This is a genomic window from Streptomyces sp. NPDC048484 (genome assembly GCF_040651415.1).
Classification (GTDB): domain Bacteria; phylum Actinomycetota; class Actinomycetes; order Streptomycetales; family Streptomycetaceae; genus Streptomyces.
Map to the genome: position 1 here is coordinate 40,975 of NZ_JBEZJY010000049.1, position 20,553 is coordinate 61,527.

The 20,553-nt window shown below is 69.5% G+C and carries 20 protein-coding genes; 8 read left to right on the top strand and 12 right to left on the bottom strand.

Translation table 11 applies throughout. From position 1 onward, the window contains the following. Window positions 1–70: 70 nt before the first annotated feature. The 8 genes from AB0D14_RS36490 to AB0D14_RS36525 are packed head-to-tail and all read right to left on the bottom strand — an operon-like array spanning window position 71 to window position 6,723. A complete protein-coding gene (locus tag AB0D14_RS36490) occupies window positions 71–403 on the bottom strand; it encodes a metal-sulfur cluster assembly factor (RefSeq protein WP_217460312.1) in 333 nt (110 codons plus the stop codon). Then, complete coding sequence (sufU, locus tag AB0D14_RS36495) at window positions 400–867, bottom strand: Fe-S cluster assembly sulfur transfer protein SufU (RefSeq protein ID WP_362787412.1); 468 nt, start codon at window positions 865–867, stop codon at window positions 400–402. Before sufU ends, AB0D14_RS36490 begins: the two co-directional genes overlap by 4 nt. Window positions 868–882: 15 nt before the next feature. Further along, window positions 883–2,139: a cysteine desulfurase gene (locus tag AB0D14_RS36500; protein WP_362787413.1), complete on the bottom strand. Its 1,257-nt coding sequence runs from the start codon at window positions 2,137–2,139 to the stop codon at window positions 883–885. After that, window positions 2,136–2,927, bottom strand: coding sequence for a Fe-S cluster assembly ATPase SufC (sufC, locus tag AB0D14_RS36505; protein WP_362787414.1), 792 nt, complete (start codon window positions 2,925–2,927; stop codon window positions 2,136–2,138). Before sufC ends, AB0D14_RS36500 begins: the two co-directional genes overlap by 4 nt. Window positions 2,928–2,934: 7 nt before the next feature. Next, the gene (locus tag AB0D14_RS36510) at window positions 2,935–3,273 is read right to left on the bottom strand and encodes a bifunctional 3-phenylpropionate/cinnamic acid dioxygenase ferredoxin subunit (RefSeq protein ID WP_362787415.1); all 339 of its coding nucleotides are present in this window, start codon (window positions 3,271–3,273) and stop codon (window positions 2,935–2,937) included. After that, window positions 3,273–4,454: a Fe-S cluster assembly protein SufD gene (sufD, locus tag AB0D14_RS36515; protein WP_362787416.1), complete on the bottom strand. Its 1,182-nt coding sequence runs from the start codon at window positions 4,452–4,454 to the stop codon at window positions 3,273–3,275. The genes AB0D14_RS36510 and sufD overlap by 1 nt, the downstream gene beginning before the upstream one ends. 59 nt (window positions 4,455–4,513) lie before the next feature. Beyond that, window positions 4,514–5,938: a Fe-S cluster assembly protein SufB gene (gene sufB, locus AB0D14_RS36520; RefSeq protein WP_362787417.1), complete on the bottom strand. Its 1,425-nt coding sequence runs from the start codon at window positions 5,936–5,938 to the stop codon at window positions 4,514–4,516. Further along, window positions 5,935–6,723 carry a metalloregulator ArsR/SmtB family transcription factor gene (locus AB0D14_RS36525; protein WP_362787418.1) on the bottom strand — a complete coding sequence of 263 codons (789 nt, stop codon included), beginning with the start codon at window positions 6,721–6,723 and terminating at the stop codon, window positions 5,935–5,937. Before AB0D14_RS36525 ends, sufB begins: the two co-directional genes overlap by 4 nt. A gap of 191 nt (window positions 6,724–6,914) precedes the next feature. Between AB0D14_RS36525 and AB0D14_RS36530 the strand changes: the two genes are divergently transcribed. The 3 genes from AB0D14_RS36530 to AB0D14_RS36540 all read left to right on the top strand — a co-directional run bounded on the left by AB0D14_RS36530 (window position 6,915) and on the right by AB0D14_RS36540 (window position 9,752). Continuing rightward, window positions 6,915–7,838, top strand: coding sequence for an ABC transporter ATP-binding protein (locus AB0D14_RS36530; protein ID WP_362787419.1), 924 nt, complete (start codon window positions 6,915–6,917; stop codon window positions 7,836–7,838). Further along, entirely contained in the window at window positions 7,835–8,638 is an 804-nt protein-coding gene (locus tag AB0D14_RS36535; protein ID WP_362787420.1) for an ABC transporter permease, read from the top strand. Before AB0D14_RS36530 ends, AB0D14_RS36535 begins: the two co-directional genes overlap by 4 nt. Before the next feature lie 100 nt (window positions 8,639–8,738). Beyond that, window positions 8,739–9,752, top strand: coding sequence for a COX15/CtaA family protein (locus AB0D14_RS36540; RefSeq protein WP_362787421.1), 1,014 nt, complete (start codon window positions 8,739–8,741; stop codon window positions 9,750–9,752). An 84-nt stretch (window positions 9,753–9,836) separates the two neighbouring features. Here the strand turns inward: AB0D14_RS36540 and AB0D14_RS36545 are convergent, their stop codons facing one another. The 4 genes from AB0D14_RS36545 to AB0D14_RS36560 form a co-directional block, all read right to left on the bottom strand. Next, window positions 9,837–10,592: a nucleotidyltransferase domain-containing protein gene (locus tag AB0D14_RS36545; RefSeq protein ID WP_362787422.1), complete on the bottom strand. Its 756-nt coding sequence runs from the start codon at window positions 10,590–10,592 to the stop codon at window positions 9,837–9,839. 18 nt (window positions 10,593–10,610) lie between these two features. After that, window positions 10,611–11,717: an amidohydrolase family protein gene (locus tag AB0D14_RS36550; RefSeq protein ID WP_362787423.1), complete on the bottom strand. Its 1,107-nt coding sequence runs from the start codon at window positions 11,715–11,717 to the stop codon at window positions 10,611–10,613. A 101-nt stretch (window positions 11,718–11,818) separates the two neighbouring features. Continuing rightward, on the bottom strand, window positions 11,819–12,175 hold the full coding sequence (locus tag AB0D14_RS36555; protein WP_362787424.1) for a hypothetical protein: 357 nt from the start codon (window positions 12,173–12,175) through the stop codon (window positions 11,819–11,821). 236 nt (window positions 12,176–12,411) lie between these two features. Further along, complete coding sequence (locus AB0D14_RS36560; RefSeq protein ID WP_362787425.1) at window positions 12,412–13,368, bottom strand: heme o synthase; 957 nt, start codon at window positions 13,366–13,368, stop codon at window positions 12,412–12,414. Between the two features lie 355 nt (window positions 13,369–13,723). Between AB0D14_RS36560 and tkt the strand changes: the two genes are divergently transcribed. The 5 genes from tkt to pgl are packed head-to-tail and all read left to right on the top strand — an operon-like array spanning window position 13,724 to window position 20,452. Then, window positions 13,724–15,826, top strand: a complete 2,103-nt coding sequence (tkt, locus tag AB0D14_RS36565; protein ID WP_362787426.1) for a transketolase — start codon at window positions 13,724–13,726, stop codon at window positions 15,824–15,826. Window positions 15,827–15,860: 34 nt separating this feature from the next. Beyond that, window positions 15,861–16,979: a transaldolase gene (gene tal / locus AB0D14_RS36570; RefSeq protein WP_362787427.1), complete on the top strand. Its 1,119-nt coding sequence runs from the start codon at window positions 15,861–15,863 to the stop codon at window positions 16,977–16,979. Between the two features lie 4 nt (window positions 16,980–16,983). Next, window positions 16,984–18,507, top strand: coding sequence for a glucose-6-phosphate dehydrogenase (zwf, locus tag AB0D14_RS36575; protein WP_362787428.1), 1,524 nt, complete (start codon window positions 16,984–16,986; stop codon window positions 18,505–18,507). Beyond that, on the top strand, window positions 18,504–19,673 hold the full coding sequence (gene opcA / locus AB0D14_RS36580) for a glucose-6-phosphate dehydrogenase assembly protein OpcA (RefSeq protein ID WP_362787429.1): 1,170 nt from the start codon (window positions 18,504–18,506) through the stop codon (window positions 19,671–19,673). Before zwf ends, opcA begins: the two co-directional genes overlap by 4 nt. Then, window positions 19,670–20,452 (top strand): 6-phosphogluconolactonase, encoded by a 783-nt coding sequence (gene pgl, locus AB0D14_RS36585; RefSeq protein ID WP_362787430.1) that lies wholly within the window; start codon window positions 19,670–19,672, stop codon window positions 20,450–20,452. Before opcA ends, pgl begins: the two co-directional genes overlap by 4 nt. Window positions 20,453–20,553 lie beyond the last annotated feature (101 nt).

Below are 20,553 nucleotides of genomic sequence, written 5' to 3' on the forward strand. Positions count from 1 at the left end.
GTGCGCGGCCCCCGGCACAATCGCCGGGGGCCGCGCACGTACGCACATACAGGCAGGACTCAGAGGGTGCTCAGACGTTGAAGCCCAGCGCCCGAAGCTGGTCGCGGCCGTCGTCCGTGATCTTGTCCGGGCCCCACGGCGGCATCCACACCCAGTTGATGCGGAGCTCGTTCACGATGCCGTCCGTGGCGGACTTGGCCTGGTCCTCGATGACGTCGGTGAGCGGACACGCCGCCGACGTCAGGGTCATGTCGATCGTCGCGATGTTCGCGTCGTCGACGTGGATGCCGTAGATCAGTCCGAGGTTGACGACGTCGATGCCCAGCTCGGGGTCGACGACGTCGTACAGCGCCTCGCGGACTTCTTCCTCGGAGGCCGGTTTCATCTCGATGGTCTCGCTCATGCTGTCTTCCTTTCGGCGCCGGCCTCGCCCAGGGCCTGGGCCGTCGCGTCCTTCCAGGCCATCCAGCTCAGCAACGCGCACTTCACGCGGGCCGGGTACTTCGAGACCCCGGCGAACGCGACCGCGTCCTCCAGGATCTCCTGCATCGCGTCGTCCGGCTCGATGCGGCCCTTGGACTGCATCAGCTCCAGGAAGGTCTCCTGGGTCTTCTGCGCCTCGGCCAGGTCCTTGCCCACGAGCAGCTCGTTCAGCACGGAGGCCGAAGCCTGGCTGATGGAACAGCCCTGGCCCTCGTACGAGACGTCACTGATCGTCGTGCCGTCGTACTTCACGCGCAGCGTGATCTCGTCGCCGCACGTCGGGTTGACGTGGTGCACCTCGGCGTCGCCGTCCCGCAGACCGCGCCCGTGCGGGTGCTTGTAGTGGTCCAGGATGACTTCCTGGTACATCGAATCAAGCCTCACGACTCAGCCAGCTCCTCAGCCGAAGAAGTTCCGTACGTGCTCCAGGCCGTCGACCAGTGCGTCGACCTCGGTCGCCGTGGAGTACAGATAGAACGACGCTCGCGTGGTCGCAGGAATTCCGTACCGCAGGCAGACAGGCCGTGCACAGTGGTGTCCGACCCGGACCGCGATGCCCTGTTCGTCGAGCACCTGACCCACGTCGTGCGGGTGGATGTCACCCAGCGTGAACGAGATCGTCGCGCCGCGGCCCTCGGCCGTCGTCGGGCCGATGATCCGCAGGCCCGGGACCTCGGCGAACCGCTTCACCGCGTACTCGGTGATCGCGTGCTCGTGGGCGAGGATCTTGTCCATGCCGATCGCGCTCAGATAGTCGATCGCCGCGCCGAGACCGACCGCCTGGGCGATCGGCGGGGTGCCCGCCTCGAACTTGTGCGGGGCGGGAGCGTACGTCGACGAGTGCATCGACACCGTCTCGATCATCTCCCCGCCGCCCAGGAACGGGGGCAGGTCCTCCAGCAGCTCCTGGCGGCCCCAGAGGACGCCGATACCGGTCGGGCCGCACATCTTGTGGCCGGTGAAGGCCACGAAGTCGGCCTGCAGGGCCTGTACGTCCAGCGGCATGTGCGGGGCGGCCTGGGAGGCGTCGATGCAGACCAGCGCACCGACCTCCTGCGCTCGGCGCACTATCGCCTCGACCGGGTTGACCGTGCCCAGGATGTTCGACACCAGCACGAAGGAGACGATCTTCGTCTTCTCCGTGATGACCTCGTCGATGTTGGACAGGTCGAGACGGCCGTCGTCGGTCAGGCCGAACCACTTCAGCTTCGCGCCCGTGCGCTGCGCGAGCAGCTGCCACGGGACGATGTTGGAGTGGTGCTCCATCTCCGTGATGACGATCTCGGTCTCGTGGTCGACCCGGTAGGGGTCGTCCGCCCAGCCGAGCATGTTGGCCACGAGGTTGAGCGACTCGGAGGCGTTCTTCGTGAAGATCACCTCGTTGCGGCTCGGCGCGTTGATGAAGGCGGCGACCTTGTCGCGCGCGCCCTCGTACAGCGCCGTGGCCTCCTCCGCGAGCACATGCACGCCGCGGTGGACGTTGGCGTTGTGGTTCTCGTAGTAGCCACTGAGTGCGTCCAGCACCTGGCGCGGCTTCTGCGAGGTCGCCGCGTTGTCCAGGTAGACAAGCTTCTGACCGTCGTGGACCCGGCGGTCCAGGATGGGGAAGTCCTTGCGGATCGCCTCTGTGTCGAGGAGGCCCGGCAGATGTGTCACGCGATGTCCTCCTCTGCGTTCGATCCGCCCGCGGAGCCGCTCTTCACGTACTTGTCGTAGCCCTCGGCCTCAAGCTGGTCGGCGAGCTCCGGGCCGCCGGACGCGGCGATGCGGCCGTTCGCGAACACGTGCACGTGGTCGGGCTTGATGTAGCGCAGGATCCGCGTGTAGTGCGTGATCAGCAGGGTGCCGACCTCACCGCTCTCACGGACGCGGTTGACGCCCTCGGAGACGACACGCAGGGCGTCGACGTCCAGACCGGAGTCGGTCTCGTCGAGGACCGCGATCTTCGGCTTGAGCAGCTCCAGCTGAAGGATCTCGTGGCGCTTCTTCTCACCGCCGGAGAAGCCCTCGTTCACGTTGCGCTCGGCGAAGGCCGGGTCCATGTTGAGGCGCTCCATGGCCTCCCGGACCTCCTTCACCCAGGTGCGCAGCTTGGGGGCCTCGCCGCGGATGGCGGTGGCGGAGGTGCGCAGGAAGTTGGAGACGGAGACACCGGGGATCTCGACCGGGTACTGCATCGCCAGGAACAGGCCGGCGCGGGCGCGCTCGTCGACGGACATCTCCTGGACGTCCTCGCCGTCGAGGGTGACGGTGCCGCTGGTGATCGTGTACTTCGGGTGACCCGCGAGGGAGTAGGCGAGAGTCGACTTGCCGGAGCCGTTCGGGCCCATGATGGCGTGTGTCTCGCCCTGCTTCACGGTGAGGTCGACGCCCTTGAGGATCTCCTTCGTGGCGTTGTCGGCCTCGACGGTGACGTGCAGGTCTCGGATTTCAAGCGTTGCCATGGGTACCTCAGGACTCCTGGGTGAGGGAGACGAACACGTCGTCCCCTTCGATCTTTACGGGGTATACGGGGACGGGGCGCGTCGCGGGAAGGCCGGACGGCTTGCCTGTTCTGAGGTCGAACGCGGAGCCGTGCAGCCAGCACTCGATCTGACAGTCCTCCACCTCGCCCTCTGAGAGCGAGACGTTCGCGTGCGAGCAGATGTCGTTGATCGCGAACACCTCCCCCTCGGTACGGACGACCGAGACCGGCGTGCCGTCGAGTTCCACCCGCTTCGGGGTGTCCTCCTCCAGCTCGCTCAGCCCGCAGACCCGGGTGAACCGGGCACGGTCGAAGGTGGTGGTCATCAGACCGACGCCTCCAGCTCCTCGTCGATTTTCACGAGAAGGCGCTCTTGGATGTCGTCGACGCCGATCTGCTGGACCAGCTCGGCGAAGAAGCCGCGGACCACCAGCCGGCGGGCGTCGTCGGCCGTGATGCCGCGGGCCATCAGGTAGAAGAGCTGCTCGTCGTCGAAGCGGCCGGTCGCCGAGGCGTGTCCGGCACCGACGATCTCGCCGGTCTCGATCTCCAGGTTCGGCACGGAGTCGACGCGGGCGCCGTCGGTCAGAACCAGGTTCCGGTTCATCTCGTACGTGTCCGTGCCCTCGGCCGCGGCCTCGATGAGGACGTCGCCGATCCACACCGCGTGGGCGCCCTCACCCTGGAGCGCACCCTTGTAGACCGCGTTGGACTTGCAGTGCGGGACGTTGTGGTCGACCAGGAGGCGGTGCTCCTGGTGCTGGCCGGCGTCCGTGAAGTACAGGCCGAAGAGCTCGGCCTCGCCGCCGGTGCCTGCGTAGGAGACCCGCGGGTGGAGGCGTACGAGGTCGCCGCCGAAGGTGACCACGAAGGACTTGAAGGTGGCGTCCCGGCCGATCAGCGCGTTGTGCTGGCCGACGTGGACGGCCTTGTCGTCCCAGTCCTGGACGGAGACGACGGTGAGCTTGGCACCGTCGCCGAGGACGTAGTCGACGTTGGCCGCGAGCACCGCGTCACCGGTGTGGTCGATGACGACGACGGCCTCGGCGAAGGCTCCCAGCTCGATGACCTGGTGGCCGTAGGCGACACCGCCCTCGCCGTGCACGGCGATACGGATCGGCTCGGTGAGCACCGTCTCCTTGGGGACGGTGACGACGCCGGCCTTCTCGAACGCCGAGTAGGCCTGCGCGGCGACGCGGTCCGCCGGGGTGCCCGCCCGGCCGAGCCGGTCGTCGTCGCGGCCGACGGTCTCGACGACGACGCCCTCGGGCGCGTCGATGTCGACCTTCACACCGTCGCCGGTGGCGACCGCGGTGCCGTCGTGCAGCCCGCGCAGCCGCTCCAGCGGGGTGAACCGCCATTCCTCCTCACGGCCGTGGGGGACGGGGAAGTCCGCCACGTCGAAGGACGGGGGTGCGCTCATGCGCGTGGCGACGGTCGACTCGGCGGCCACCGCCATCTGGCCTGCGGTGGTGGAGCCCACAGGGATATTTTGCGCCTCAGCCATGGCTGTCGGTCTGCTCTCTTCCTTCGTCAGAAATCTGGCGACTGCTTCGGAGGCGGGTCTTAACCGACCGCGCCTTCCATCTGCAGTTCGATCAGCCGGTTGAGCTCCAGGGCGTACTCCATGGGCAGCTCCTTCGCGATGGGCTCTACGAAGCCGCGCACGATCATGGCCATCGCCTCGAACTCGGTCATGCCCCGGCTCATCAGGTAGAAGAGCTGGTCATCGCTGACCTTGGAGACCGTCGCCTCGTGGCCCATGGACACGTCGTCCTCACGGACGTCCACGTAGGGGTACGTGTCCGAGCGGGAGATGGTGTCGACGAGCAGCGCGTCGCACAGCACGTTCGACTTCGATCCGTGGGCGCCCTCGGCGATCTCGACGAGACCGCGGTAGGACGTACGGCCGCCACCGCGTGCCACGGACTTCGACACGATGTTGGAGGACGTGTTCGGCGCCATGTGGACCATCTTGGAGCCGGCGTCCTGGTGCTGGCCCTCGCCCGCGAAGGCGATCGACAGGGTCTCGCCCTTGGCGTGCTCACCCATGAGGTAGACAGCCGGGTACTTCATGGTGACCTTGGAGCCGATGTTGCCGTCGACCCACTCCATGGTCGCGCCCTCGTACGCCACGGCGCGCTTGGTGACCAGGTTGTAGACGTTGTTCGACCAGTTCTGGATGGTCGTGTAGCGGCAGCGGGCGCCCTTCTTCACGATGATCTCGACGACCGCGGAGTGCAGGGAGTCCGACTTGTAGATCGGCGCCGTGCAGCCCTCGACGTAGTGGACGTAGGCGTCCTCGTCGACGATGATCAGCGTCCGCTCGAACTGGCCCATGTTCTCCGTGTTGATACGGAAGTAGGCCTGGAGCGGGATCTCGACGTGCACGCCCGGCGGCACGTAGATGAACGAGCCGCCGGACCACACCGCGGAGTTCAGCGACGCGAACTTGTTGTCGCCGACCGGGATGACGGTGCCGAAGTACTCCTTGAAGAGCTCCGGGTGCTCCTTCAGCGCCGTGTCGGTGTCCATGAAGATGACACCCTGCGCCTCGAGCTCCTCGTTGATCTGGTGGTAGACGACCTCGGACTCGTACTGGGCCGCGACACCGGCGACGAGGCGCTGCTTCTCCGCCTCGGGGATGCCGAGCCTGTCGTACGTGCTCTTGATGTCCTCGGGCAGGTCCTCCCAGGACTGGGCCTGCTTCTCCGTGGAGCGCACGAAGTACTTGATGTTGTCGAAGTCGATGCCCGAGAGGTCGGAACCCCAGTTCGGCATGGGCTTCTTGTCGAACAGGCGCAGGCCCTTGAGCCGGAGCTTGGTCATCCACTCCGGCTCGCTCTTCTTCGCGGAGATGTCCCGGACGACGTTCTCGTTGATACCGCGCTTGGCAGAGGCACCAGCCACGTCGGAGTCGGCCCAGCCGTATTCGTAGGTGCCCAGACCCTCAAGCTCGGGGTGGGTGGTCTCCTCGATGGGGAGCGTCATGCGGGGTTCCTCCCGGCGGTACGTGCGGATGCGTTATCAGTGGTCTTGGAAGACGGTGAAATCTTTGGAGTCTTTGAAGCCTTTGGGGCCTTGGAAATCTTGGGGATGAACGTCGTGCAGACACCGTCGCCGTGGGCGATGGTCGCCAGCCGCTGCACGTGGGTACCCAGCAGCTGGGAGAAGAACTCGGTCTCCGCCTCGCACAGCTGCGGAAACTGCTCGGCGACATGGGCGACCGGGCAGTGGTGCTGGCAGAGCTGCTCGCCGACCGGTGCGCTGCGCGCTGTAGCAGCGTACCCGTCCGCGCTCAAGGCTTTGGCCAGCGCTTCGGCCCGTTTTTCGGGAGCGGCGGACTCGACCGCCTCGCGGTACGCCCCGGCCTGAGCGGCCATCCTGGCGCGGGCGAAGGCGACGAGGGCGTCCTCCCCGCCCTCCCGCTCCGTGATCCAGCGCAGGGCGTCCGCGGCGAGCTTGTCGTAGGACTGGTCGAAGGCGTCCCGGCCGCAGTCGGTCAGGGCGAACACCTTGGCGGGCCGTCCGCGCGTACGGGCGCCGTAGATCCGCTGTTCGCGGGCCTCCACGACGTCGTCGGAGACAAGAGCGTCAAGGTGCCGGCGGACGGCCGCATGGGTCAGGCCCAGCCGTCCGGCGAGGTCGGCCACGGTCGACGGGCCGTGGTCCAGGACGGATCGCGCGACCCGGTTGCGCGTGGAGCGCTCCCCGGTCACGAGTTCCTCCTGCGGGGCCCCCGTGGGGGTCTCCCGAGCCTCGCCAACGTTTTTCACAACGCCATTGTTGCGTAATTCCTCAGAGACTGCCAAGCCGTGTCCACGCCAGGCGAGGTGCGGTGCATCACTTAGGTAAACCTAAATCTGACCTGCGGGAATGATCTTTGATCGACCGATCCGGTGCGCGCGCCCGGCGTGCGCCCACCCGCCCACCGGCACCCGCCCGGCCGTCCCTAGACTTGGCGTCCATGCGAAGTGACCCCGTCGTCCAGGTCAGCGGCCTGGTGAAGCGGTACGGCAGGAAAACCGCGGTGGACGGCCTGGATCTGGTGGCCCGGGCGGGCATCACCGCCGTCCTCGGACCCAACGGCGCGGGCAAGACGACCACCGTCGAGAGCTGCGAGGGATACCGGAGACCGGACTCCGGAACCGTCCGGGTACTGGGCCTCGACCCGGTGCGCGACAGCGCCGCCCTGCGCCCCCGTATCGGCGTGATGCTCCAGTCCGGCGGCGTCTACTCCGGCGCACGCGCCGACGAGATGCTCCGGCATGTGGCCGCGCTGCACGCGCATCCGCTGGACGTGGACGCGCTGACCGAACGCCTGGGTCTCGGCAGCTGCAGCCGGACGACGTACCGGCGGCTGTCGGGAGGCCAGCAGCAGCGCCTCGCGCTCGCCATGGCGGTCGTCGGCCGCCCCGAGCTGGTCTTCCTGGACGAGCCGACCGCGGGCCTGGACCCACAGGCCCGCCGGGCCACCTGGGAGCTCGTACGCGATCTGCGCGCCGACGGTGTCTCGGTCATCCTGACCACGCACCACATGGACGAGGCCGAGCAGCTCTCCGACGACGTGGCGATCATCGACGCGGGCCGGGTCATCGCCCAGGGTTCCCCCGAGGAGCTGTGCCGCGGGGGCGCCGAGAACACCCTGCGGTTCAGCGGCCGCCCCGGCCTGGACGTGACCGCCCTCCTCAAGGCCCTCCCCGCGGACTCCACGGCGGCCGAGCTGACGCCTGGCTCGTACCGGGTGGGCGGCAAGATCGACCCGCAGCTGCTCGCGACCGTCACCACCTGGTGCGCCCAGCACGGGGTGATGCCGGAGAAGATCTCGGTGGAGCGGCACACTCTGGAGGACGTCTTCTTGGAGCTCACCGGTAAGGAGCTGCGCGGATGAGCGCGGGAACGACGGGAACGGACGCCCGGACCACCGGCGGGGGCGCCTACGCGCCGAGGCCCGGAGCGGCCCCGCTGCCCCGCATGATCGCGGCGCAGGCGGCGCTGGAGACGAGGATGCTGCTGCGCAACGGCGAGCAGCTGCTGCTGACGGTCGTCATCCCGACGCTGCTGCTCGTGCTGTTCAGCGCGGTGGACATCGTCGACACGGGCGAGGGCGAGGCGGTCGACTTCCTGACACCGGGCATCCTCGCGCTGGCCGTGATGTCGACGGCGTTCACCGGCCAGGCGATCGCGACGGGCTTCGAGCGGCGGTACGGCGTGCTGAAGCGGCTCGCGGTCTCGCCGCTGCCCCGCTGGGGGCTGATGACGGCCAAGACCCTGTCCGTGCTGGTCACGGAGGTCCTCCAGGTGATCCTCGTGACGGTGATCGCCCTCGCCCTCGGCTGGTCGCCCGGGGGCAACCCCTTCGCCGTGCTGCTCCTGCTGGTCCTGGGCACCGCCGCGTTCTCCGGCCTCGGCCTCCTCATGGCGGGGACGCTGAAGGCGGAGGCCACGCTGGCCGCCGCGAACCTGGTCTTCCTGCTGCTGCTCGTCGGCGGTGGCGTGATCGTCCCGCTGGACAAGTTCCCGCAGGCGGCGCAGGACGTCCTCGGCCTGCTGCCGATCTCGGCCCTCTCGGACGGGCTGCGGGACGTGCTCCAGCACGGGGCCGGGATGCCCTGGGGCGACCTCGGGATCCTGGCCGTGTGGGCGATCGTGGGCCTCGCCGCCGCCGGCAGGTTCTTCCGCTGGGAGTGACGGCACGATCATGGGCGACAGCGCGACGGGGAGCGACGGCTCGATGGCACGCGGTGGCGGGGAGGGGGTTCGTGAAAGCGTGCACAAGCGGCCCCCTACGATGGAGCGCGTGCCCAACGTGACCCGAGCGGACGCCGCTCAAGCCGTGCGCAACCCACTCGCCTTCATCGCCGGGCGCTGGACCCCGTCGCCCCGGACGGTCCGGCGCGCCGCTCTCATCGCGCTCGTCATGGCCGTACTGATCGTGGTCACCGGTGGTGCGGTCCGGCTGACCGGCTCGGGCCTCGGCTGCCCGACCTGGCCCAAGTGCACCGACACCTCGCTCACCACCACGAGCGAGATGGGCGTGCACGGCGTCATCGAGTTCGGCAACCGCATGCTGACGTACGTCCTGTGCGCCGCGGTCGGCTGGGCGATCATCACCGCGCGCTCACAGAAGCCGTACCGCCGCAGTCTCACCCGGCTCGGCTGGACGCAGTTCTGGGTCGTCATGGGCAACGCGGTCCTCGGCGGCGTCGTCGTCCTGGTGGGTCTGAACCCGTACACGGTCGCCGCCCACTTCCTCCTCTCCACCGCCCTGATCGCCGTCGCCACGGTGATGTGGCAGCGCACCCGTGAGGGTGACGACGCGCCGCGTCCGCTGGTCGGCGGGCCGGTGCGGCAGATGGCGTGGATCCTGGTCGCCGTCACCGTCCTGCTGATCGCGGTGGGCACGGTCGTCACCGGCGCGGGTCCGCACGCCGGCGACTCGAGCGAGGTCGAGCGCATCCCGCTGAACTGGGAGAACGTCACCAAGCTGCATGCCGTTCTGGCCTGGATCGTGGTGACGCTGGCCTTCGCCCTGTGGTTCGTCCTGAAGGCCGTCGACGCCCCCAAGGGCCCCCTGCACCGCACCCGCGACCTCTTCCTGGTGCTCCTCGCGCAGGGCGCCATCGGCTACGTCCAGTACTTCACGGATCTGCCGGAGGTTCTGGTCGGCCTCCACATGTTCGGCTCCTGCCTGGTGTGGATCGCCACGCTCCGAGTGCTGCTGGCCCTGCGGGAGCGGCCGGAGACCGAACCCGTGGTGCCGGGCCCCACACAGACCGGATCAGCGGTCCGCGCCGGGGTCTGAAGCCCTCTCCGCGCCCTCTCTGCGCGAGGGCGTCTGGTCGTCGCTTCGTTCGGCCGGGTCGTCGGTCGATCGTCTCGTAACCGATCACTCGTACGCGGCCACGAGACGGTCGATCGCCGGTCCGAGGTAGTCCCGGGTCAGCTCCGCCCTGCGGGCCACCCACTCCAGGCCCGGCGCCGGCTCCCCCAGTTGCCGGTAGCGCCGCCTCCTGATGTCGGTGACCACCTCGACGGGCGCGCCCAGACCGGGCAGCAGGTCGAGCGCCTCCTGCTTGGTGATCAGCCGCCCGTCCTTGAGGGTGACCGCGGCACGGGCGTGGGTGGTCAGCCCGACGTCCACCCAGGCGTCCTGCGTCCAGTTGCCGACCCGGTTCACCTCGCGGCGCCAGAAGTCCCGCTGATCCCGCACGACGAACGCGGCGAGTTCCGCGTCCGTCACCGGTGGCAGCAGGCCCTGGGGCCCCGCCCCCGACAGGACCAGCCCGAAGGTGTGCAGTTCACGCCGGGTCACCGGCGTGACCGGCCGTTTGAAGAGCTGCTGGTGCGCCCAGGTGAGGTGCCACCGCTCCGCGTCGGCCGCCGTGCCGGGCGTCAGACAGCTGCAGTGCAGCTTGGCCACGAGCGGCTCGTTACGCAGGCGGGCGTGCAGCCGGGCCACCCGCCAGACGGTTCTCGCCGTGATCGGGCCGGCCAGGACCACGATCAGGTCCAGGTCGCTGCGGCCCTCCTGGTAGTCGCCCCCGCCGAGCGAGCCGTGTGCCCATACGGCCACGGGGGCGAGGTCGCGCAGTTCGGCACGGAAGCGGTCGAGGAGCAGGTCGGTGGCGCCGCTGTGCGTCATGCGCACAGTCTCCGCAACTCACTTCACTCCGTACACCCGCTGCGCGTTGCCCGCCGCGATCAGCCCCGCCACGCGCTGCGCGTCGGCCAGGGCCCAGGCGCCCTCGGCCACCCAGGTACCGAGCACCCGTGCGAGCGCCTCGCGGAAGAGACACGCTCCGACCACATGGAGTTCGGGCAGTCCATGTGCCCCGCTGGAGAAGAGAAGCTTGCCGAAGGGGGCGAGTTCCAGAATCTCCGAGAGGACGGCCGCGGCCCGCGCACCGGTGCGCACGAGCGCCGCGCCGAGGTCGGCGTACACATGCGGGAACACCCCCGAGAGATGCGCCGCGTGCCGGTGGTACGGGTAGCCGTGCAGCAGCACCAGGTCGGTGCCGAGGCCGGCCGTGGCACGGGCGAAGTCGGTGAGCAGGACGGGGTCGGTGCGGTCGATGCGCTGTCCGGGCTCGCCGAGGCCGGCGTGCAGCTGGAGCGGCCGGCCGGAGGCGACCGCGATCCACAGCAGGTGCCTGAGCAGGACCGGATCGCTCAGGGCGCCGCCCACCCGGCGGCCTGTCAGCCACCGCCCCGCCGCGCCCCGCACCTCTCCTGGTCCGGGCGGTTCGGGCGCGAGCGCCAGTCCGTGCCGTACGCCCGCCACCGAGGTGAAGGCCACGGCGTTCGCGGCCGCCCCGTGCACCGACTCGGCGAGGTTGGCGAGAAACGACTCGACGGTGCCGGAGGTGTCGGCGACCTGCTCGGCGAGCAGTTCGAGACGGACGATCTCGTGGGCGTCGGCGGCCCCCGTGGAGGCCATCTCGCCGGGTCCTGTGAGGTCGCCCGGCAGCCCGGTGTCGACCAGATACGTCGTGATGCCGCTCCCCCGCAGCAGCTTGCGCCCCGATTCCAGGACGCCGAGCTCCCGGCGTCGCGCCAGGTAGTGGGCGGGCGGACAGTGCGGTTCCAGACCCAGCAGTGGGGGGCACCAGCGGCGTACGGCGAAACCGGTCTGCGTGTCGAAGAACGTGGTGCCGGCGGCGGGCAACCCCTCGCCCCTGGCCAGGTGGGCCTCGAAGGTGCCGAGGCCCAGCTCCGCCCTCAGCACGCCGTGGCAGTACTGGTCCACCAGCGACGGCGTTTCGATCATCCGGACTCCCCACGAGTGGGCTCTGCCATGTGCAGGGCTTAACGGGTGAGGTGGGTCTCAGGTGTGGGTGTGGGTACGGGTTGCCTCTTCGGGGCCGCGGGTCAGGTGTTGCGGGGGCCGCCTACCTGGATGCCGGCCATGCGGGTCCACTCGTACGGGCCCGTCCTGACCTTGTTCGCGAACTCGGCGTCGAAGTCCTCGTGGACGGTGATGCCGGACTGCTTCACGGCCTGTTCGGCGACGGCATGGGTGGGGGCCACCAGGTCGCCCCACTCGCCGTCCTCCCCCACGAGGACGATCCGGGCGCCCTTCTGCCCGAGATACGCGATCTGTCCCTCGGCGCCACCATGGGCCTGCGCGAAGGAGGAGATCTGCTGGGCGAGCTTCGCCGTACGCCGCGCACCCTTGGCGTCCCGCTCGGGGCCCGCACCCTCGTCAACCTGCTGGATATCTGCCATGCCCAGATGCTACCGACGGGTAGATCACCAGGCGACGCCGAGGCCGAGTGGCCTTCCCCACGAACCCCGCCGGACCAAGGGCCCCATCAGGGCCGCGGGAAACGGCGCAGTCTTTGCTTCTGGGGGCGCGGGGAACGGCGCAATCTTTCAGGGGCGCGGGGAACTGCGCGACCAGCCACGACGGACCGGCACCCGGCAACGCACCCCAGCAAGCCCCGAAGCAGCGCGCCAGCGCGTCAGCGCAGGAACGGGTCCACGGCCACCGCCACGAACAGCAGCGACACATACGTGATCGACCAGTGGAACAGCCGCATCTCCTTCAGCTTGGCACCCACGGCGCCCCCCTTCGCACGGGACTGCAACCCGTGCGCCTCCCAGAGCCAGAACCCTCCGGTCACCAGGGCCACGACGGTGTAGAACCAGCCCGTGTAGCCGAGCGGCGTCAGAAGCAGGGAGACGGCGACCATGGCCCAGCTGTAGAGGACGATCTGCCGCGCGACGACCTTGTTGGAAGCGACGACCGGCAGCATCGGCACACCCACGCGCGCGTAGTCCTCCCGCACCTTCATGGAGAGCGGCCAGTAGTGCGGCGGCGTCCAGAAGAACATGACGAGGAAAAGGATGATCGGGGCCCACGACATGGAGTTGGTGACGGCGGACCAGCCGATGAGGACGGGCAGACAGCCTGCGATACCGCCCCACACGATGTTCTGCGACGTACGCCGTTTGAGGATCATCGTGTAGACGACGACGTAGAAGAGCAGGGCTCCCAGCGACAGCCAGGCGGACAGCCAGTTGACGGCCAGCCCGAACAGGAGTGTGGAGACCACGCCGAGTGTGATGCCGAAGGCGAGGCACTCGCGCGGGCTCACCATTCCGGTGACCAGCGGGCGCTGCGCCGTACGTTCCATGAGCGCGTCGATGTCGCGGTCGATGTACATGTTCAGTGCGTTGGCGCCGCCGGCGGAGAGGTAACCGCCGAGGCAGGTGAGGAGCACCAGCTTCAGGTCGGGCACACCCTGCTGTGCCAGAAACATCACCGGCACCGTGGTGATCAGCAGCAGTTCGATGATCCGCGGCTTGGTGAGAGCGACGAACGCCTTGACCCGGGCCCCGAACGGCCGGTGTTTTCTGCCCTGGCTCGTCCCTCCGAGCAGTCCCGCTGGACGGGATTCAACGGCCGTCACGCACACCCCTGACAGAGACTTCCCAGCGAGCCCCGAGTGTGAACTCCCGGTAAAGGCTCGCGCGTACCACGCCACTGTAGACGTTGCCCAGACCCCGGCCTTCGTGGGGGTCGGGTCGTGTTGGAAGGGTCCCGCGAAGGACTGATCGGCGTCGGATTGAGCAGGCGCATGAGCGGCTCCGTATTCACTTGCCGAATACGGAACCCGCCGGTCGGGAGGCGGAAGAGGGTAAGTCCCGGCAGTCTGGAATGACTCGAAAGATTGCGCGTTGTCACGGGGGTAGGCTCGACAGCGAGCCGGTGGGCGCCACGTGCACCGGCATTCGACATGTGCACCATGTGGAGAGGAGCCCTGACCCAGGGTGAGCACCAAGCCGACCACAACAGACCTCGAGTGGACCGAACTGGACCAGCGGGCCGTGGATACCGCCCGCATCCTGGCCGCCGACGCCGTACAGAAGGTCGGCAACGGCCATCCGGGTACGGCGATGAGTCTGGCACCCGCCGCGTACACCCTCTTCCAGAAGGTGATGCGGCATGACCCGGCGGACCCCGACTGGACCGGGCGCGACCGCTTCGTGCTGTCCGCGGGCCATTCGTCCCTGACTCTCTACACCCAGCTGTACCTGGCCGGCTTCGGCCTGGAGCTGGACGACCTCAAATCCTTCAGGACGTGGGGCTCGAAGACTCCGGGGCACCCCGAGTACGGGCACACCCGCGGCGTGGAGACGACGACCGGGCCGCTCGGCCAGGGTGTCGCCAACGCGGTGGGCATGGCGATGGCCGCCCGCTACGAGCGCGGCCTCTTCGACCCGGAGGCGGCCCCCGGCACCTCCCCGTTCGACCACTTCGTCTTCGCGATCGCCGGTGACGGCTGTCTCCAGGAGGGCATCTCCGGCGAGGCGTCCTCGATGGCGGGCCACCAGAAGCTCGGCAACCTGGTCCTGCTGTGGGACGACAACCACATCTCGATCGAGGGCGACACCGAGACGGCCGTCTCCGAGGACACCGCCAAGCGGTACGAGGCGTACGGCTGGCACGTGCAGCGCGTGGAGCCCCACGAGAACGGCGACCTCGACCCGGCCGCCCTGTACGCGGCGATCGAGGCCGCGAAGGCGGTCACGGACAAGCCGTCGTTCATCGCGATGCGCTCGATCATCGCCTGGCCCGCCCCGAACGCGCAGAACACCGAGGCCGCGCACGGCTCGGCGCTCGGCGACGACGAGGTCGCGGCCACCAAGCGCGTCCTCGGCTTCGACCCGGAGAAGTCCTTCGAGGTCGCCGACGAGGTGCTGGCGCACGCGCGCCAGGCGCTCGACCGCGGCCGCGAGGCCAAGGCCGAGTGGGAGAAGGGCTTCGCCGCGTGGCGGACCGCCGCCCCGGAGCGCGCCGCCGAGTTCGACCGCATCGCCGCGACCGAGCTGCCGGCCGGCTGGGAGGAGAAGCTCCCGGTCTTCGAGACCGGCAAGGGCGTCGCCACGCGTGCCGCGTCCGGCAAGGTCCTCCAGGCACTCGGCGCGGTCATCCCCGAGCTGTGGGGCGGCTCCGCCGACCTCGCAGGCTCGAACAACACGACCATCGACAAGACGAGTTCGTTCCTCCCGGCGGACAACCCGCTGCCGGAGGCGGACCCGTACGGCCGCACGATCCACTTCGGTATCCGCGAGCACTCCATGGCCGCGGAGATGAACGGCATCGCGCTGCACGGCAACACGCGCATCTACGGCGGCACCTTCCTGGTGTTCTCCGACTACATGCGCAACGCCGTCCGCCTGTCGGCGCTGATGCACCTGCCGGTGACGTACGTGTGGACGCACGACTCCGTCGGGCTCGGCGAGGACGGCCCGACCCACCAGCCGGTCGAGCACCTGGCCTCGCTGCGCGCCATCCCCGGGCTGAACGTCGTACGCCCGGCCGACGCCAACGAGACCGCGATCGTGTGGCGCGAGATCCTGCGCCGCTACAACAAGGTCTTCGGCAAGGGAAACCCGCACGGTCTCGCGCTGACCCGCCAGGGCGTTCCCACGTACGAGGCCAATGAGGACACGGCCAAGGGCGCGTACGTGCTCTTCGAGGCGGAAGGTGCCGACGGCCGGAGCGCCGAGCCCGAGGTCATCCTCATCGCCACCGGTTCCGAGGTGCACGTGGCCGTCGAGGCACGTGAGCAGCTCCAGGCGGCGGGCACCCCGACCCGGGTCGTGTCCGTGCCGTGCGTGGAGTGGTTCGACGAGCAGGACCAGGGGTACCGGGACTCGGTGCTTCCCCCGTCCGTCAGGGCGCGTGTCGCGGTCGAGGCCGGTATCGGTCTGACCTGGCACCGCTTCGTCGGGGACGCGGGGCGCATCGTCTCCCTGGAGCACTTCGGTGCTTCGGCCGACGGCAAGGTCCTCTTCCAGGAGTTCGGTTTCACTGCCGAGAACGTGGCCGCCACAGCGCGGGAATCGATCGCCGCAGCCCAGCGCTGACGCTGACATACAACACGTAGGAGATGCATTTTCCATGACAGACGCACTGAAGCGCCTCTCCGAGGAAGGCGTCGCGATCTGGCTGGACGACCTGTCGCGCAAGCGGATCACGTCCGGCAACCTCGCCGAACTGATCGACCAGCAGCACGTCGTGGGCGTCACCACCAACCCGTCGATCTTCCAGAAGGCGATCTCGCAGGGCGACGGCTACGACCAGCAGCTGTCGGACCTCGCCGCCCGCAAGGTCACCGTCGAAGAGGCCATCCGCATGATCACGACGGCGGACGTCCGTGACGCCGCCGACATCCTGCGTCCGGTCTTCGACGCGACGCAGGGCCAGGACGGCCGGGTCTCGATCGAGGTCGACCCGCGCCTGGCGCACAACACCAAGTCGACCGTCGCCGAGGCCAAGCAGCTCGCCTGGCTCGTCGACCGTCCGAACACGCTCATCAAGATCCCGGCGACCAGGGCGGGCCTGCCCGCGATCACCGAGACGATCGCGCGGGGCATCAGCGTCAACGTCACGCTGATCTTCTCGCTGGAGCGCTACCGCGAGGTCATGGACGCCTACGTCTCGGGCCTGGAGAAGGCCAAGGCCGCCGGCCTCGACCTCTCCAAGATCCACTCTGTGGCGTCCTTCTTCGTGTCCCGCGTGGACACCGAGATCGACAAGCGGCTGGACGCCCTGGACACCGCCGAGGCCAAGGCCGCCCGCGGCAAGGTGGGCCTCGCCAACGCCCGCCTCGCCTACGAGGCGTACGAGGAGGTCTTCTCCTCGGACCGCTGGGCCGCCCTGGACAAGGTGCAGGCCAACAAGCAGCGCCCGCTGTGGGCCTCCACCGGCGTCAAGGACCCGGCCTACAAGGACACCCTGTACGTCGACGACCTGGTCGCGCCGAACACGGTGAACACCATGCCGGAGGCGACCCTGTTCGCCGCCGAGGACCACGGGAAGATCACCGGCAACACCGTCGCCGGTACGTACGAGCAGGCCCGCGCCGAGATCGACGCGGTCGAGAAGCTCGGGATCTCGTACGACGAGGTGGTCCAGCTGCTGGAGGACGAGGGCATCGACAAGTTCGAGGCGTCCTGGACCGACCTGCTCAAGTCGACCGAGGCGGAGCTCCAGCGCCTCGCCCCCTCGGAGGGCTGAAATCTTGTCAAGCAGCAATCCGCTGCGTGACCCGGCGGACCGACGGCTCCCGCGTATCGCGGGGCCGTCGGGCCTCGTCATCTTCGGGGTCACGGGCGATTTGTCCCGTAAAAAGCTCATGCCTGCTGTTTATGACCTTGCCAACCGCGGCCTGCTGCCGCCGGGCTTCTCACTCGTCGGCTTCGCGCGCCGCGAGTGGGCGAACGAGGACTTCGCCCAGGAGGTCCACGACTCCGTCAAGGAACATGCCCGTACGCCGTTCCGCGAGGAGGTCTGGCAGCAGCTCGTCCAGGGGATGCGCTTCGTCCAGGGCACCTTCGACGACGACGACTCGTTCGAGCGGCTGCGCGACACGATCGGGGAGCTGGACAAGGCGCAGGGTACGGGCGGCAACTTCGCCTTCTACCTCTCCGTGCCGCCGTCCGCGTTCCCGGTGGTCATCCGGCAGCTGAAGAAGCACGGTCTCGCCGACCAGTCGAGCGGCTCCTGGCGGCGCGCGGTCATCGAGAAGCCCTTCGGCCACGACCTCAAGTCGGCCGAGGACCTCAACACCACCGTCGAGGAGGTCTTCGCCCCGGACCAGGTCTTCCGCATCGACCACTACCTGGGCAAGGAGACGGTCCAGAACATCCTGGCGCTGCGCTTCGCCAACCAGATGTTCGAGCCGATCTGGAACCGGTCGTACGTCGACCACGTACAGATCACGATGGCCGAGGACATCGGCATCGGCGGCCGCGCCGGCTACTACGACGGCATCGGCGCCGCCCGTGACGTCATCCAGAACCACCTGCTCCAGCTGATGGCCCTCACGGCCATGGAGGAGCCCGCCTCCTTCGACGCGGACGCGCTCGCCGCCGAGAAGACCAAGGTGCTCGGTGCGGTCAGGCTGCCCGCGGACCTGGGCGAGAGCACGGTCCGCGGGCAGTACGCCGAGGGCTGGCAGGGCGGCGAGAAGGCCGTCGGCTACCTCCAGGAGGACGGTATCGACCCCAGGTCGAAGACCGACACCTACGCGGCGATCAAGGTGGAGGTGGACAACCGCCGCTGGGCGGGCGTCCCCTTCTACCTGCGCACCGGCAAGCGCCTGGGCCGCCGCGTCACCGAGATCGCAGTCGTCTTCCAGCGCGCCCCGCACTCCCCGTTCGACCACACGGCGACGGAGGAGCTGGGCCAGAACGCGATCGTCTTCCGCGTCCAGCCCGACGAGGGCATCACGGTCCGCTTCGGCTCCAAGGTGCCCGGCACCTCCATGGAGATCCGGGACGTCTCGATGGACTTCGCGTACGGCGAGTCGTTCACGGAGTCCAGCCCCGAAGCGTACGAGCGGCTCATCCTCGACGTCCTGCTGGGCGACTCGAACCTCTTCCCGCGTACCGAGGAGGTCGAGCTGTCCTGGAAGATCCTCGACCCGATCGAGGAGTACTGGGACAAGCACGGCAAGCCCGCTCAGTACCCGTCGGGCACGTGGGGGCCGGTCGAGGCCGACGAAATGCTCGAGCGAGACGGACGGAGCTGGCGGCGGCCATGAAGATAGATCTCACGGACACCACGGCCAGCAAGATCAACAAGGGGCTGGTGAAGGGCCGCCGGGCCATCGGCACCCCCGCCGTCGGCATGGTTCTCACCCTCGTCATCGTCACCGACGAGGAGAACGCCTACGACGCCCTGAAGGCCGCCGACGACGCCTCGCTCGAACACCCCTCGCGCACCCTCGTCGTCATCAAGCGCGTCTCGCGCTCACCCCGCGACCGCACGAAGTCGCGACTGGACGCCGAGGTACGGGTCGGCGCGGACGCGGGCACCGGTGAGACGGTGATCCTGCGGCTGTACGGCGAGGTGTCGGACCACGCGCAGTCCGTCGTCCTGCCCCTGCTGCTGCCGGACGCCCCGGTGGTCGTCTGGTGGTCGGTGGACGCACCCCGCGATCCGGCGGGCGACCCGCTGGGCGCCCTGGGCCAGCGCCGGGTCACCGACAGCTACGCGGCGGAGAAGCCCGTCGGGGAACTGCGGGCCCGGGCCGAGAGCTACGAACCGGGCGACACCGACCTGGCATGGGCCCGGGTCACTCCGTGGCGTTCGATGCTGGCCGCCGCCCTCGACCAGGTCGACTCCGAGGTCGTCTCCGTCGAGGTGGCGGGCGAGGAGGCCAACCCGAGCGTCGAACTGCTCGCCATGTGGCTCGCCGACCGTCTTCACGTGCACGTCCGACGTGCCGTCTCCGCCGGTCCCGGCCTGACCCAGGTGCGGCTGGAGACGACGGGTGGCCCCATCACGCTGCACCGGTCGGACGGGGCGATGGCCACGCTGGCACTGCCGGGACAGCCGGACCGCGCGGTGGCGCTCAAGCGCCGCGAGACGTCCGAGCTGCTCGCGGAGGAGCTGCGCAGGCTCGACCCGGACGACACGTACGCGTCCGCGCTGCGGTTCGGGGTGGACCGGCTGGGCGGGATCCAGTCGGCTTCCCAGCGGGCCGAGGCGTCCACCTGGACCCCGGGGTCGCTCCCGGTCCGGCCGGTGCAGGACGCCGCGGCCCCGGCCGAGAGTTCCGCGCAGGCTCCGGCCGGGGATTCCGCGTCGGCTCCGGCCGGGAATTCCGTGTCGGCTCCGGCGTCCGCCTCCGCGGCGGGCGACGGCGACCCGGCGCGTCCCACTCCCGCCCAGATGCCCCCGGTCAAGAAGGCGGACCCGCAGTGAGCACTCCCCAGCTGGTCGTCCACCGCGACAAGGAACTGATGGCTCAGGCCGCCGCGGCCCGGCTCATCACCAAGGTCGTGGACGCGCAGGCGTCCCGCGGTTACGCCTCGATCGTGCTGACCGGTGGCCGCAACGGCAACGGCCTGCTGGCGGCGCTCGCGGCGGCGCCCGCCCGGGACGCCGTCGACTGGGGCCGTCTCGACCTGTGGTGGGGCGACGAGCGGTTCCTGCCCGAGGGCGACCCCGAGCGGAACATCACCCAGGCCCGCGAGGCGCTCCTCGACTCGGTGCCGCTGGATCCGAAGCGCGTGCACGCCATGCCCGCGTCGGACGGTCCGCACGGCGCGAACGCGGACACGGCGGCGGAGGCCTACGCGGCCGAGCTGGCCGCGGCCGCCGGGCCGGAGAACCATGCCCCTGTTCCGTCCTTCGACGTGCTGATGCTGGGCGTCGGGCCGGACACGCATGTGGCGTCGCTCTTCCCGGAGCTGCCTGCGGTCCGCGAGACGGAACGGTCGGTGGTGGGTGTGCACGGTGCGCCGAAGCCGCCGCCGACGCGGGTCACGCTCACCCTGCCCGCGATCCGGGCGGCTCGTGAGGTGTGGCTGCTCGCGGCGGGTGAGGACAAGGCGGAGGCCGCGGCGATCGCGCTGTCCGGAGCGGGGGAGATCCAGGCGCCGGCCGCCGGGGCCTACGGCCGGTCGCGCACCCTGTGGCTGCTGGACGCGGCCGCGGCATCCCAGCTGCCGCGCGCGCTGTATCCGCCGGCTTCATCCTGACGGGTGGTGGGTAGGGGCGGCAGGGGCTTTTTCGCCCCCGCCGCCCCTACCCACCCCCATCGTCACTGCTCGGGGGCTCCGCCCCCGGACCCCCGGTGCGC

Bases quoted from the DNA above. Each gene is read 5' to 3' on its own strand.
- sufB (WP_362787417.1), bottom strand. From the start codon at position 5,938: ATGACGCTCCCCATCGAGGAGACCACCCACCCCGAGCTTGAGGGTCTG.
- AB0D14_RS36490 (WP_217460312.1), bottom strand. From the start codon at position 403: ATGAGCGAGACCATCGAGATGAAACCGGCCTCCGAGGAAGAAGTCCGC.
- AB0D14_RS36510 (WP_362787415.1), bottom strand. From the start codon at position 3,273: ATGACCACCACCTTCGACCGTGCCCGGTTCACCCGGGTCTGCGGGCTG.
- AB0D14_RS36555 (WP_362787424.1), bottom strand. From the start codon at position 12,175: ATGGCAGATATCCAGCAGGTTGACGAGGGTGCGGGCCCCGAGCGGGAC.
- AB0D14_RS36545 (WP_362787422.1), bottom strand. From the start codon at position 10,592: ATGACGCACAGCGGCGCCACCGACCTGCTCCTCGACCGCTTCCGTGCC.
- sufD (WP_362787416.1), bottom strand. From the start codon at position 4,454: ATGGCTGAGGCGCAAAATATCCCTGTGGGCTCCACCACCGCAGGCCAG.
- AB0D14_RS36540 (WP_362787421.1), top strand. From the start codon at position 8,739: ATGGAGCGCGTGCCCAACGTGACCCGAGCGGACGCCGCTCAAGCCGTG.
- tal (WP_362787427.1), top strand. From the start codon at position 15,861: ATGACAGACGCACTGAAGCGCCTCTCCGAGGAAGGCGTCGCGATCTGG.
- opcA (WP_362787429.1), top strand. From the start codon at position 18,504: ATGAAGATAGATCTCACGGACACCACGGCCAGCAAGATCAACAAGGGG.
- AB0D14_RS36550 (WP_362787423.1), bottom strand. From the start codon at position 11,717: ATGATCGAAACGCCGTCGCTGGTGGACCAGTACTGCCACGGCGTGCTG.
- AB0D14_RS36535 (WP_362787420.1), top strand. From the start codon at position 7,835: ATGAGCGCGGGAACGACGGGAACGGACGCCCGGACCACCGGCGGGGGC.
- AB0D14_RS36530 (WP_362787419.1), top strand. From the start codon at position 6,915: ATGCGAAGTGACCCCGTCGTCCAGGTCAGCGGCCTGGTGAAGCGGTAC.
- sufC (WP_362787414.1), bottom strand. From the start codon at position 2,927: ATGGCAACGCTTGAAATCCGAGACCTGCACGTCACCGTCGAGGCCGAC.